Raw genomic sequence first — 15,157 nt, 5'->3', positions numbered from 1 at the left:
TCGTCCGAGCCCACAGCCGCGGCACCCCGCGTCAGCACCCACAACGGAACCTCACTGTCCAGGTGAGCCTGAACCAGCCCCAGCGTCGACTCAAGCGCGGACTCCTCGTCCCACGCCAGCAGCGACACCACACCCGAGGCATCGGCCGCAGTATCGAAGTCCTCCCGTACGGACACCTCCGCACCCGCGGCGACCAGCGCCTGCCGTACCTCCTCAACCGGCGCATCCCCGCCGGGCGTCACAATCAGCCACGTCCCCGACAGACGGCCCGCCAAGGGCACCGTCACCGAACGCCACACCGTCCGATAACGCCACGAGTCCAGCACCGACCGCTCCTGACGCCCCCGGCGCCAGGCCGACAACGCCGGAACCACCGGCTCCCACACATCCGGCACCGAACCATCCACCAGCGCCGCGACACCCTCGACGTCCGCACGCTCCACCGCACCCCAGAACGCCGCGTCCACGGGGTCCATGGCGTCGCCCTGGCCGGGCAGCGTGACATCGTCGAGCCAGTAGCGCTGGTGCTGGAAGGCGTACGTCGGCAGCTCCACCCGACGCGCACCGCTCCCCGCGAACAGGACCGACCAGTCCACCGACGCACCCGCCACGTACGCCTCGGCCAACGACGTCAGGAAGCGCTCCGCACCACCCTCATCACGCCGCAACGACCCCACAGCCACCACGGAACGGTCCGCGCTCTCACCGGTCTCCGACACCGCCATCGCAAGCACCGGATGCGGACTCGACTCCACGAACAACCCAGTGCCCTTGTCCACCAAGGACCGCACCACAGGCTCGAACAGCACCCGCTCCCGCAGGTTCCGCACCCAATACCCGGCATCCAGCCCGGCCGTATCGATGCGCTCGCCGGTCACGGTCGAGTAGAACGCCACCGAGGACGACACCGGGCGGATGTCGGCGAGTTCGGCCAGCAAATCGTCGTTGAGCGCGTCGACCTGGGCGGAGTGGGAGGCGTAGTCCACGGCGATGCGGCGTGCTCGGACGCCGTCGCTCTCGCATTCGGCGAGCAGTTCGTCCAACGCGTCCGGCTCACCCGATACGACCACCGACGACGGCCCGTTCACGGCCGCGACCCCGACCCGGCCTTCGAACCGGGCCAGCCGCTCCTCGGCCTCGGCGACCGGCAGGGACACGGACACCATCCCGCCCCGCCCGGACAACTTCTCCAGCACCAGCCGCGACCGCACAGCGACCACACGGGCCCCGTCCTCCAGCGACAGCCCACCGGCCACACACGCAGCAGCCACCTCGCCCTGCGAGTGACCCACCACCGCAGCCGGCTCCACACCGAACGACCGCCACAACGCGGCCAGCGACACCATCACCGCCCACAACACCGGCTGCACCACATCGACCCGGCCCCAGGACGGGGTGCCCGCCTCCTGGCGCACGACCTCCAGGAGCGTCCAGTCCACGTGAGCGCTGAGGGCCTCGGCGCACTCCTCCATCCGCGCGCGGAACACGTCGGACGAGTCCAGCAGTTCGGCAGCCATGCCGACCCACTGCGACCCCTGACCGGGGAACACGAACACCACACCGCCATCGGCGGCCCGTCCGGTCACCACGCCCGCACCCGGCGCACCCTCGGCCAACGACCGCAACCCGGCGACCAGTTCGTCCCGGTCACCACCGAGCACGACCGCCCGCTGCTCGAACGCCGACCGCGTCCCCGCCAACGAGAAGCCCACATCCACCGGGCTCAACTCAGGGGCGCGCGTCATGTGTTCGGCCAGTCGTGCCGCCTGTTCGCGCAGCGCGGCCTCGCCGCGCGCCGACACCAGCCACGGCACCGGGCCCTCCAGCGCGGGACGGCCCGCTTGGGCCGGTTCCGCGGGCTCCGGCTCGGGGGCCTGTTCCAGGATGACGTGGGCGTTGGTGCCGCTGATGCCGAACGACGACACACCCGCGCGTCGCGGCTGACCCGTCTCGGGCCACTCACGGGCCTCGGTCAGCAGTTCCACCGCGCCCGTCGACCAGTCCACCTCGGGCGTCGGCTCGTCCACGTGCAGCGTCTTCGGCAGCACGCCGTGCTGGAGCGACAGTACGGCCTTGATCACTCCGGAGATGCCGGCCGCGGCCTGGGTGTGGCCGATGTTCGACTTCAGGGTGCCGAGCCAGAGGGGACGGCCGTCGTGTCGCTCCTGGCCGTAGGTGGCCAGCAGCGCCTCGGCTTCGATGGGGTCGCCGAGCGTGGTGCCGGTGCCGTGCGCCTCGATCATGTCGATGTCGGCGAGGGTCAGTCCGGCGTTGGCGACCGCCTGCCGGATCACCCGCTGCTGCGACGGACCGTTCGGCGCGCTCAGGCCGTTCGACGCACCGTCCTGGTTGACCGCGGAGCCGCGGATCACGGCGAGGACGGGGTTGCCGTCCCGGCGGGCGTCGGACAGGCGCTGGAGGGCGAGGACTCCGGCGCCCTCGCCCCAGCCGGTGCCGTCGGCGGAGGCCGCGAAGGCCTTGCAGCGGCCGTCGCCTGCCGATCCCCCGGTCGCTGAGAACTCGGCGAAGATCGAGGGGGTGATGAGCACGAGCACGCCGCCGGCCAGGGCCAGGTCGCATTCGCCGGTGCGCAGGGACTTGATCGCGAGGTGCAGGGCGACGAGCGAGGAGGAGCAGGCCGTGTCCACGGTGACCGCGGGGCCCTCCAGGCCCAGTACGTAGGAGATACGGCCGGACAGGACGCTGCCGGGGGCGCCGGTGAGGGCGTAACCTCCGGCGCCCTCGGCCGAGTTCATCACCAGAGCGCCGTACTCCTGCGGGGCGCCGCCGACGAAGACGCCCGTACGGCTGCCCTTGAGCGTGGACGGGGCGATGCCGGCGCGTTCCAGGGCTTCCCAGGACGTCTCGAGGAGCAGGCGCTGCTGCGGGTCCATCGCCATGGCCTCGCGCGGCGAGATGCGGAAGAAGGCGGGGTCGAAATTACCGGCGTCGTGGAGGAAGGCGCCGGTGCGGGCGGCGGGGACGTCCCAGCTCTCCCAGCCGCGGTCGGCGGGGAAGCCCGACATGGCGTCGCGGCCTTCGGAGATGAGCTGCCACAGGCCCTCGGTGTCGCGGACGCCGCCGGGGTAGCGGCAGCCGATGCCGACGATGGCGAGGGGCTCCGAGGAGGCCGCGCTGAGCAGCTGGTTCTGCTTGCGCAGCCGCTCGTTCTCCAGCAGCGAGGTCCTCAGCGCGTCGACGACCTCCGACATGGAACTGCTCATGCTCAACTCCCACTCACGTGATTCGTCAATGCGCAAGGACAGGCCTGTTTGCAGGCTATGGGGCGGGGACGGGGGTCCCCGCCCCAGTTCAGCGCCGCGAACACCCCTAAGTTCTGGCCCGGTGGCGCGGGTAGGGGCCGGTGTTCAGGAGAGACCGAACTCGTCGCCGAGGAGGGAGACGAGTTCCTCGGCGCTCACCGCGTCGAGGTCGGCCGGGCCGTCCGTGTCCTCCTCGCCGGTGTGGTCCGGCGCCTCCTCCACCGCGGCCAGCAGCACCCGTAGCCGGGTCGCCAGGACCCTGCGGTCGTCGGCGCCGGCCGCCGCCGAGCGGACCGCGTTCTCTAGTTCGCGCAGGGCGAGGAGGGCGGGGTCGGCGGTGGTGGCGGCGTCCAGTTCCATGCCGGTCAGCAGGCGGGCGGCCAGGGCCCGGGTGTTGGGGTGGTCGAACACCAGGGTCGCGGAGAGCCGTACGCCGGTGGCGGCGCTGAGCCGGTTGCGGAGGTCGACGGCCATCAGGGAGTCGAAGCCGAGGCTCTTGAACGCCTTGGTGACCGGTACCGCGTCCGGCGACGGCAGCGCGAGCACCGAGGCGACCTCGGTGCGGACGAGGTTCTCCAGCGCGCCGATCCGGTCGTCGTGGGACAGAGGGCGCAGCCGGTCGCGGAGCCCGGAGAGGCCGGTGCCGGGCCGATCGGTGCGGCGTAGGGGCGGGGGCACCAGGGTGCGCATCGCGGCGGGCAGCGCGGACCGGTCGACGGCGGACAGGCCTGCGGGTTCGAAGCGGAAGGGCAGCAGGGCCGGTTCGCCGGTGGCGTGTGCCGCGTCGAAGAGGGCAAGACCGTCGTCGGGGGTGAGCGGCAGCATGCCCGAGCGGGCGATGCGCCGCAGGTCGGCGGCGGCCAGTTGGGCGGTCATGCCGGCGCTGCTCTCCCAGGGTCCCCAGGCGAGCGAGAGCGCGGGCAGGCCGTCGGCCCGCCGTCGCAGACACAGGGCGTCCAGGTAGGCGTTGGCCGCGGCGTAGGCGGACTGGCCGCCCCCGCCGAGGGCTCCGGCGAGGGAGGAGCAGACGGCGAAGGCGCGCACGTCGAGGGATGCGGTGAGCTCGTGCAGGTTCACCACGGCGTCGATCTTCGGCCGCAGCACCCGGTCGACCTGTTCGGCGGTGAGCGAGCCGAGGAGCCCGTCGTCGACGACGCCCGCGGCGTGGACGACGGCGGTCAGGGGTGCCGTCGCGGGGATCTGGTCGAGTACGGCGGCCAGGGCGTCCCGGTCGGCCGTGTCACAGGCGGCGACCTGGACGTCGGCGCCCGACTCGGTGAGTTCCCGGCGGAGTTCGGCCATGCCGGGGGCCTCCCCGCCCCGTCGGCCGAGGAGCAGGAGGTGGCGTACGCCGTGCTCGCGGACGAGGTGCCGGGCGAGGAGTCCGCCGATCATTCCGCCGGCGCCGGTGACGAGGGTGGTGCCCTCGGTCGGCCACGGGCGGTCCGCGGCCGGGGTCTGGGCGGTGTGGCGGGCGAGGGCCGGCACGAGGGTCAGGTCGCCGCGGATCGCGAACTGGGCGGCGTCGGCGGTCTCGGTGCGGGCCAGGATCTGGGACCGGGTGAGGTCGTCGATGCCGGTGTCGGCGTCGAGGTCGACGAGGATCAGCCGGTCGGGGTGTTCCAGCTGCGCGCTGCGCGCCATGCCCCACACCACGCTGTGCGCCAGGTCCTGGACTCCTTCTCCCGGTCGGGCCTCGACGGCGCCGCGGGTGCACAGCACGAGGCGGCTCTTGGCGAAGTGGTCGTCCTCCACCCAGGTGCGCAGGGTGTCGAGGGCCGTGTGCACGGCGGTGTGTGCCGTGGCCGCGTCGATGCCGGTGGGGGACGGCGCGCAGGGCAGGAGGACCTGGTCGGGCACGGGGCCGCCGTCGGCGAGGTTCCGGCGCAGGGCGGCGAGGTCCGGGTAGTGGTCGACACCGGGCGCCTGGGGGGCGTCGGGGCCCACCACGGCCCAGCGGACCGTGGGGGCGCCGGCGGCCTCAGGCTGTGCCGCGGGCGTCCAGTCCATGCGGAACAGGGACGTCGTGGCCGCCGATGTGCCGAGTTGGGCGCGGGAGACGGTGCGCAGGCTCAGTCCGCCGACGGACACCAGTGGCTGTCCGTTGCCGTCCCAGAGGGTGGCGACGACCTCGTCGGTGCCGGTTCCGGCCGTGAGGCGGATACGGCAGGAGGTGGTGCCGGGGGTGTGAGCGGCGACGTTCTGCCAGGCGAACGGCAGGAACGGGCCGCTGCCGCGGTCGGCGGAGGGCAGGAAGGCGAGGGTGTGCAGGGCCGCGTCCAGCAGGGCGGGGTGGACGCCGAAGGCGCGGGCGTCGTCGGCGGCCTGTGCGGGCAGCGCGACCTCCGCGTAGACCTCCCCGTCCAGCCGCCAGGCCGCGGTCAGGCCCTGGAACACCGGCCCGTAGGCGGTGCCGGTCGCGGTCAGGTCGGCATAGAACTCGTCGAGGGCGACGGGTTCGGCGCCCTGGGGCGGCCAGGCGGCCGGCGGTCCGGCCGGTTGGGGTGCGGGGCCTGCGACGAGCAGGCCTTCGGCGTGCCGGGTCCATTCTGTGGTGCCGGCGGGGCGGGAGTAGACGGCGACGGGCCTGCGGTCCTCGTCCGTGGCCTCGCCGACGACGACCTGGACGGTGACGCCGCCGCGCTCGGGCAGGATCAGCGGACTGTGGACGACGAGTTCCTCCAGCTGGCCGGCGTCCAGGCGGCCGCCCGCCCAGAGGGCGAGCTCGAGGAAGCCGGTGCCGGGGAACAGGACGGCGTCCAGGATGCGGTGGTCGGCCAGCCAGGGCTGGGCGGCCAGGGAGAGTTCGCCGGTGAACAGGACGTCGCCGCCGGAGGCCGCGCTGACCATCGCGCCCAGCAGGGGGTGCCCGGTGTCGTCGAGGCCGGCCGAGGACAGGTCGACGCGGTCGGTGGCGGACTCGGCGGGCCAGTAGGCGGCCCGCTGGAAGGCGTAGGTCGGCAGGTCCGTCCAGCGGGCGCCGGTACCGTCGAAGACGGCGGCCCAGTCGACGTCGGCTCCGTGCACATGGGCGCGGGCCAGGGCGGTCAGCAGGGTGGCCGGTTCGGAGCCGTCGCGGCGCAGCAGCGAGGTGCATACGCCGGCCGGTGCGGTGTCGAGGCAGTCCTCGGCCATCGTGGTGAGCGTGGCGTCGGGTCCGAGTTCCAGGAATCCGGTGACGCCCGCGTCGGTGAGGGCGGTGACGCCGTCGGCGAAGCGGACGGTGTGCCGGGCGTGCCGCACCCAGTACCGGGGGTCGGCGATCTCGTCGGCGCCGAGGACGGCTCCGGTGAGGTTGGAGACGACGGGGATACGGGGTGCGGCGAAGGTCACTCCGGCCACCAGCTCGGCGAACTCCTCCAGCATCGGTTCCATGAGCGGCGAGTGGAAGGCGTGGCTCACGCCGAGCCGACGGGTCCGCGTCTCCTGTGCGGCGAAGTGCGCGGCGAGTGTGTCGACGGACTCGGCGGTGCCGGAGAACACCACCGAGCGGGGGCCGTTGACGGCCGCGAGGTCCACGGTGCCGGCGTGCTCGCCGAGTGCCTCGGTGAGCGCCGCCGTGGCCTGCGCCTCCCCGACCTGGACGGCGAGCATGGCTCCGCCGGGTGGCAGGGCCTGCATCAGGCGGCCCCGTGCGACCACGAGACGGGCGGCGTCGGCGAGGTCCAGGGCGCCCGCGACATGGGCGGCGGCGATCTCGCCGACGGAGTGGCCGAGGACGTAGTCGGGTGTCACACCCCAGGACTCGAGCAGCCGGAACAGGGCTGTTTCGAGGGCGAACAGCGCCGGCTGGGTGATCGCGGTCCGGTCGAGTTCGGCGGCGTCGGCGGTGAACACCGTGTCGCGCAGGGGCCGTCCGAGCAGCGGGTCGAGGTGGGAGCAGGCCTCGTCGAAGGCGCGGGCGAACGTGGGGAACGCCGCGTGCAGTTCGCTTCCCATGCCCGGCCGCTGGGAGCCCTGGCCGGTGAACAGGAACGCGAGGCCGCCCTCGCCCGCCGTGCCGCTCAGCAGACCTTCGGGGGCGTGGCCGGCCGCGAACTCGGCGAGCCGGGCGAGCGCTTCGTCCCGGTCGGTGACGGGCAGGGCGACCCGGTGTTCCAGGGCGGCGCGCCCGGTCGCCAGGGCGTGACCGATGTCGGTGACCGAGTCCTCCTGGCCCTCGTGCGGCTGCCGCAGCCGGGTCAGGAGTGCCTGGGCCTGGGCGCGCAGGGCCTGTTCGTCGTGTCCGGACAGCAGCCACGGGGTGACGGGCAGGGGTGCCTGGTCGGCGGGCGCGGGGGTGGGCTCGGTGGCCTGTTCGAGGATGATGTGGGCGTTGGTGCCGCTGACGCCGAAGGAGGACACCCCGGCCCGGCGGGGGCGGCCCGTGTCGGGCCAGGGGCGGGTCTCGGTGAGCAGGTCGACGGCGCCCGCGGACCAGTCGACGTGCGGGGTCGGCTCGTCGATGTGCAGGGTGCGGGGCAGGATGCCGTGCCGCAGGGCCTGCACGGTCTTGATGACACCGCCGATGCCGGCGGCGGCCTGGCTGTGTCCGATGTTGGACTTCAGCGAGCCGAGCAGCAGGGGTTCGTCGGCGTTCCGGTCCCGCCCGTAGGTGGCGAGGATGGCCTGGGCCTCGATCGGGTCGCCGAGTGTGGTGCCGGTGCCGTGGGCCTCGACGGCGTCGATGTCCGCGGCGGTGAGCCCGGCGCGTTCGAGGGCCTCGCGGATGACGCGCTGCTGGGAGGGGCCGTTGGGCGCGGTGAGCCCGTTGGAGGCGCCGTCCTGGTTGACGGCGCTGCCGCGGAGCACCGCGAGGACCGGGTGCCCGTTGCGGCGGGCGTCGGAGAGCCGTTCGAGCAGGACCATGCCGGTGCCCTCGGCCCAGCCGGTGCCGTCGGCGCCGGCGGCGAAGGCCTTGCAGCGGCCGTCGGGCGAGAGGCCGCCCTGCTTGGCGAAGTCGTCGAAGAGGAACGGGCTGGTCATCACGGCGACGCCGCCGGCCAGGGCGAGGTCGCAGTCGCCGTCGCGCAGCGACCGTGCCGCGGTGTGCAGGGCGACCAGCGAGGACGAGCACGCGGTGTCGACGGTGACGGCGGGGCCCTCCAGGCCCAGTACGTAGGACACCCGGCCCGAGGCGACGCTGGTGGAGGCGCCGGTCACGCCGTATCCGGCGAGGGCCTGCGAGCCGCGCCGGAAGAGGCTGGTGTATCCGGAGGCGGCGGCGCCGACGAAGACGCCGGTGCGGCTGCCGCGCAGGGTGGCGGGGGCGATGCCGGCGCGTTCGAGGGCCTCCCAGGACGTCTCCAGGAGGAGTCGCTGCTGCGGGTCCATGGTGAGGGCCTCGCGGGGGGAGATCCCGAAGAACGCGGCGTCGAACTCCGCGACCCGGTCGATGAATCCGCCCTGCTGCGGCACGGAGCCGTCGGCGGGCGGCGCGTCGTTCCAGCCGCGGTCGGCGGGGAAGCCGGAGATGGCGTCGCGTTCGTCGAGGACGAAGTCCCACAGCTGTTCGGGGGAGCTGATGCCGCCCGGGTAGCGGCAGGCCATGCCGACGATGACGAGGGGTTCGTCGTCGGTGCGGGCGGCCGGGGCGGTGGTCTTGCGGGAGGCGGCCGGGGCCGCCGCGGGTTCGTCGAGGCCGTCGAGAAGTTCGGCGGCGAGGAAGTCGGCCAGTTCGCCGGGGGTCGGGTGGTCGAAGACCACGGTGACGGGCAGCCGGAAGCCGACGGCGCCGGTGAGCCGGTTGCGGAACTCCACTGCGGTCAGCGAGTCGAAGCCGAGTTCGCGGAAGGGGGCGGTCGAGCCGACGGCGTCCGGGTCGGCGTGGCCGAGGACGGTGGCGGCGTGGGAGCGGACCAGCTGGAGCAGGATCCGCATGCGTTCGGTGCCGGTGAGCGGGATCAGCCGCTCCCGCAGGGAGGCGCCCTCGGTGCCGGCCGACCGGTGTCCGGCCCGCCGGGCGGGTGTGGGCACCAGCGCCCGCATGATGGGCGGGATGCGGCCGGATGTTCCGGCGAGCGCGGCGGGGTTGAGTTTTGCGGGCACGAGCTGGGCGCGGTCGGTGCGGCACGCCAGGTCGAACGCGGCGAGGCCCTCCTCGCTGGTCATCGGCACGACGCCGCCGCGGCTCATGCGCTGCATGTCGCGGTCGTCGAGGTGGCCGGACATCTCGCTGCGCTGGTCCCAGAAACCCCAGGCGAGGGAGAGTCCGGGCAGGCCCTGGGCGCGTCGGTGGGCGGCGAGGGCGTCGAGCGTCGCGTTCGCGGCGGCGTAGTTGCCCTGGCCGGGTGCGCCCATGGTGCCCGCCATGGACGAGAACAGCACGAAGGCGCCGAGGCCGAGGTCGCGGGTGAGCTCGTGCAGATGGAGGGCGCCCAGGACCTTGGGTTCGAGGACGGCCCGGGTGCGCTCGGGGGTCAGGGACTCGATGAGGCCGTCGTCCAGGGCCGCCGCGGTGTGCAGTACGGCGGTGAGCGGGCGGTCGGCGGGAAGGTCCGCGAGCAGGGCGGCGAGCTGGTCCCGGTCGGTGATGTCGCAGGCCGCGACGGTGACGTGGGCGCCGGCCTCGGTCAGTTCCGCCTGGAGTTCGGCGGCGCCGGGGGCGTCGGGGCCGCGCCGGCTGGTGAGCAGCAGACCGGTCACTCCGTACTCGGTGACCAGGTGGCGGGCGAGGAGTGCGCCGAGCATGCCGGTGCCGCCGGTGATGAGGACGGTGCCGTGGGTGGGGAACGGCTCGCCGGGGAGGGTGAGGACGGCCTTGCCGACGAGTGCGGCCTGGCTGAGGGCGCGGAACGCGGCTCGGGCCTCGCGGATGTCGAAGGTGTTGAGGTGCGGGGGCCGCAGGACCCCGGCCTCGAAGAGTCCGGTGAGGGTGACCAGCATCTCGTGGATGCGGTCGAGTCCGGCTTCGGGCAGGTCGTAGGCCTGGTAGGCGACGCCGGGGTGGGCGGCGGCGACCTGTTCGGGGTCGCGCTTGTCGGTCTTGCCCATCTCCAGGAAGCGCCCGCCGCGGGGCAGCAGCCGCAGGCCCGCGTCGACGAACTCGCCGGCCAGGCAGTCCAGTACGACGTCCATGCCGTGGCCGTCGGTGGACTCCAGGAACCACTGCTCGAAGTCGAGGGTCCGCGAGTTGGCGATGTGCGCGCTGTCCAGGCCGTGGGCGCGCAGGGTGTCCCATTTGCCGGGGCTCGCCGTGGCGTACACCTCGGCGCCGAGGTGGCGGGCGAGTTGCAGGGCGGCGCTGCCGACACCGCCGGCTCCGGCGTGGATGAGCACGTTCTGTCCGGGGCGCAGCCCGCCGAGGTCGACGAGGCCGTAGTACGCCGTCAGGTAGGTGACGGCGGCGGACGCGGCCTCCTCGAAGGTCCAGCCGTCGGGTATGCGGTGGACGGTGCGTTCGTCGGCGACGGTCACCGGGCCGAAGACCTCCGTGGACAGGCCGAACACCCGGTCGCCGACGCGGTGGTGGGTGACCTCGGCGCCGACCTCGGTGATCACGCCCGCGACCTCGCCGCCCAGGCCGGTCAGTCCGGGCACCAGGTCGAGGGCGACGACGACGTCCTTGAAGTTGATGCCTGCGGCGCGGACGTCGATCCGTATCTGCCGGGGTGTGAGGGGTGCCAGGAGCTCCGGGCAGGGCACGGCCGTGAGGCCCTCGATGGTGCCGGGCCGGGTGTTCTCCAGCCGCCAGGCCCGCTCGCCGGCCGGCGGGACGATGGTCGTGCCGGGGTCCCAGCGGGTCAGGTGGGGGCTGCGCAACGCCCCTTCGCGCAGGGCCAGTTGTTCGTGGTCCGAGGCGAGCGCGGTGCCGAGCGCCGCCAGGGACTCGTCGGTGGTGTCGAGGTCGACGAGGCCGAAGCGGCCGGGGTGCTCGTTCTGCGCCGAACGCAGCAGGCCCCATGTCCCGGCCGCGGCGAGGTCGGTGACGTCCTCGCCGTCGGTGGTGGCCACCGCGCCGCGGGTGATCACGACCAGGCGGGTGTCGTCGAGCCGTTCGTCGGCGATCCAGGCCTGTACGACGGCCAGGGTGTCGACGACCGGCTGGTCCACGTGCTCGGCCGTCCCGGCGACGGACAGCAGCGCGACGGTGCCGGCGGTGTCCCCGGAGACCAGGGCGGCGAGTTCCGCCACGTCCGCCACCTGCCCTGTGCCGGGCAGGGCGGCGGCCAGGCCCAGCGGGTCGGCGCCGAGCAGGACGCGGCGCGGTGCGGGCGTCGCGTCGTCGGTCCGGGCGGTGCGCCAGTCGAGCCGGAAGAGCGTGTCGGCGCGTACGGCGGTGAGCGCGGACTCGGTCATCCGGCGGACGACGAGGGAGTCGACGGTGGCCACCGGCTCCCCCGCCTCGTCCGCCAGTGTCAGCGCGAAGTCGCTCTCGCCGCGGCGGGTGAGCCGTACCCGCAGCCGTGCGCAGCCGGTGGCGTGCAGCCGCACCCCGGTCCAGGAGAACGGCATGCCGACGCCGCCGCCGTCATCGCCGTCCCAGGTGAACATGGCGTGCAGGGCGGCGTCGAAGAGCGCGGGGTGCAGGCCGAACCGCTGGGCCGTGGAGTGCTGGTCGGCGGGGAGCGCCACCTCGGCGTAGATGTCGCCGTCCAGGTGCCACACCCGGCTCAGACCGCGGAACTCGGGGCCGTACTGGTAGCCGGCCGCGGCCATGCCGTCGTAGAGGCCGGAGATGTCGACGGCCTCGGCCCCCTCGGGCGGCCAGACTCCGGCGAACCCTTCGGCGGAGCCGGCGGAGTCCGCCGGGCCGGCGGCCAGGACGCCGGAGGCGTGCCGGGTCCAGACCGTGTCGGCGGTGGCGTCGTCGGGGCGGGAGTAGACGCTGACGGCTCGTGCGCCGGTCTCGTCGGCGGCCTCGACGTAGGCCTGGACGACGACCGCGCCGGTACGGGGCACGACGAGCGGGGTGTGCAGGGTGAGGTCCTCGATGTGGCCGCAGCCGACCTGGTCGCCGGCGAGGACGGCCAGTTCCACGAAGCCGGTGCCGGGGAAGATCACCTTGCCGGCCACGCCGTGCGCCGCCAGCCAGCCCTGGGAGTTCAGGGACAGCCGGCCGGTGAGGATCGCGCCGTCGCCGTCGGCCATGCGGACGAGGGCGCCGAGCAGCGGGTGGTCGACGGCACTCTGTCCGACGGAGCCGACATCGCCGGTGCGGGCGCCTGACTCGGTCCAGTACCGGCCGCGCTGGAAGGCGTAGGTGGGCAGGTCGACGGTGCGGGCGCCGGTGCCGGCGAACACCGCGGGCCAGTCGACGGGGACGCCGCCGAGGTGGGCCTTGGCCAGCGAGGTCAGCATCCGGCCGAGCCCGCCCTCGTCGCGGCGCAGGGACTCCACGACGACGCCGGGTGCCCCGGTGGCGTCGACGGTCTGCTCGACCGCCATGGCCAGCACGGGGTGGGCGCTGGATTCGACGAAGGCCGCGTGGCCCTCGGCGAGCAGGGCGCGGACGACCGGTTCGAAGAGGACCGGGGCCCGGGTGTTGTCGTACCAGTACGCGGCGTCCATGGTGGCGGTGTCCACCAGGCCGCCGGTGACCGTGGAGTACATCGGTACCGTGCCCGCGCGCGGCCGTACCGGGGCCAGCAGCTCCAGCAGGTGCTCGCGCAGCGGGTCGACGAGGGGGCAGTGGGTCGGCACGGTGGCGGCCACGATCCTGGCGCGGATCTTGTCGCGGGTGCACTCGGCGACGAACTCGTCCAGGGCGTCCGAGTCGCCCGCGACGGCGACGATACGGGGGCCGTTGACACCGGCGACGGACAGGCGGTCCGCCCAGCGGGTCAGGCGCTCGCGCACCTCGTCGGCGGGCAGGGCCACGGAGGCCACGGCGCCCTTGCCGACCAGGGTGTCCGCGAGGAGCTGGCTGCGCAGGCAGATCACGCGGGCCGCGTCCTGGAGGCTCAGGCCGCCGGCGACGTGGGCGGCGGCGATCTCGCCCTGCGAGCTGCCGACGACGGCGTCGGGCTCCACACCGTAGGAGCGCCACAGGGCCGCCAGCGACACCATGACGGTGAACAGGACGGGCTGGATGACCTCGATGCGGTCCATCGAGGCGGCGCCGGGCTCGTCGCGGAGCACGTCGAGGACCTTCCAGTCCACGAACTCCTCGATCGCCTCGGCACATTCGGCGGCCTTGGCTGCGAACACCGGGGAGGTGTCGAGGAGTTCGCGGGCCATGCCGGTCCACTGCGAGCCCTGGCCGGGGAAGACGAAGACGACCTTGCCGTCGGCGGGCGTGCCGCGCAGCACTTCTTCGGCGGGACGGTCGGCGGCGAGCGCGTCCAGGGCGTCGAGGAAGCCGTCCCGGTCCGCGGCGAGCACCGCGGCCCGGTGTTCCAGAGCGGTGCGGGTGGTGGCCAGGGAGAGCGCCACGTCGGCGTCGCGGGCCTCGGGCCGGGTCAGCAGGTGCTCGCGCAGGGCTCGGGCCTGGCCGCGCAGGGCCGCCTCGCCGCGGGCGGACAGCACCCATGGCAGCAGTGGTGGCGCGGCCGCCGTCTCGGGGGCCTCGTCCGGTGCCGGTTCCGCAGCGGGCGCCTCCTCGATGATGACGTGCGCGTTGGTGCCGCTGATGCCGAAGGAGGACACGCCGGCCCGGCGCGGGATGTCCGAGGCGGGCCACGGGCGGGCCTCGGTGAGGAGTTCGACGGCGCCCGCCGACCAGTCGACGTTCGTGGTGCGTTCCTCGGCGTGCAGGGTCTTGGGCAGGACGCCGTGCCGCAGCGCCTGCACCGCCTTGATCACCCCGCCGACGCCGGCCGCGGCGCCGCTGTGCCCGATGTTCGACTTCAGCGAGCCCAGCCACAGCGGCCGGTCCGCGGTCCGGGCCCGGCCGTAGGTGGACAGCAGCGCGTCCGCCTCGATCGGGTCGCCCAGCGCGGTGCCGGTGCCGTGCGCCTCGACCAGGTCCACCTCGGCGGGCGACACACCGGCGTTGGCGAGCGCCTGCCGGATGACGCGCTGCTGGGAGGGCCCGTTGGGCGCGGTCAGGCCGTTGGAGGCGCCGTCCTGGTTGACGGCGCTGCCGCGCAGCACCGCGAGCACGCGGTGGCCGTGCCGGCGGGCGTCGGAGAGCCGCTCGACGGCGAGGACACCGACGCCCTCGCTCCAGCCGGCGCCGTCGGCCGCCGCCGAGAACGCCTTGGAACGGCCGTCGGGTGCCAGCGCCCGCTGCTCGGACAGCGCCACGTGGACCGCGGAGGTGGACAGGGTGGTCGCGCCACCGGCCAGGGCCAGGTCGCACTCGCCGGCCCGCAGCGCCTGCGCGGCGAGGTGCAGCGCCACCAGCGAGGACGAGCAGGCGGTGTCGACGGTGACCGCGGGGCCCTCCAGGCCCAGCGCGTAGGAGACACGGCCGGACAGGACGCTGTTGGAGGTGCCGGTGGCGCCGTAGCCGTCCAGCCCGTCCGGGGAGGCGGCGAGCAGGGTGCCGTAGTCCAGTTGGTTGAGTCCGGCGAACACTCCGGTGCGGCTGCCGCGCAGCGCGTGGATGTCCAGGCCCGCCTGTTCCAGGGCCTCCCAGGAGGTCTCCAGGAGCAGCCGCTGCTGCGGGTCCATGGCCTGCGCCTCGCGCGGGGAGATGCCGAAGAAGGCCGCGTCGAACGAGGCGATGTCGTCGACGAATCCGCCTTCGCGGGCGTAGCAGGTGCCCGGGTGGTCGGGGTCGGGGTGGTAGAGCCCGTCCAGGTCCCAGCCGCGGTCGGTGGGGAACGGGCCGATGGCGTCGGTGCCCTCCGCCACCAGTCGCCACAGTTCCTCCGGCGAGGTGACCCCGCCGGGGTAGCGGCAGGCCATGCCGACGATCGCGATCGGTTCGGTGCCGCGTGCCTCCAGTTCGGTCACCCGGCGGCGGGTGCGGTGCAGGTCCGCGCTGACCCGCTTGAGGTAGTCGCGCAGCTGCTGCTCGTTGGCCATCG

At 74.1% G+C, this 15,157-nt stretch carries 2 protein-coding genes; both read right to left on the bottom strand.

Annotation, left to right across the window (positions count from 1 at the left end; translation table 11 throughout):
• The coding region (locus KUM44_RS44430) for a type I polyketide synthase (RefSeq protein ID WP_217215491.1) at nt 1–3,224 on the bottom strand (3,224 nt) is incomplete at its 3' end.
• Between the two features lie 144 nt (nt 3,225–3,368).
• Complete coding sequence (locus KUM44_RS44425) at nt 3,369–15,155, bottom strand: type I polyketide synthase (protein ID WP_217215489.1); 11,787 nt, start codon at nt 15,153–15,155, stop codon at nt 3,369–3,371.
• Between the last annotated feature and the right edge of the window lie 2 nt (nt 15,156–15,157).

It is taken from the genome of Streptomyces sp. AC550_RSS872 (assembly GCF_019049285.1).
GTDB lineage: Bacteria > Actinomycetota > Actinomycetes > Streptomycetales > Streptomycetaceae > Streptomyces.
This window is presented reverse-complemented; position numbering and strand designations above follow the sequence as displayed.

Bases quoted from the DNA above. Each gene is read 5' to 3' on its own strand.
- KUM44_RS44425 (WP_217215489.1), bottom strand. From the start codon at position 15,155: ATGGCCAACGAGCAGCAGCTGCGCGACTACCTCAAGCGGGTCAGCGCG.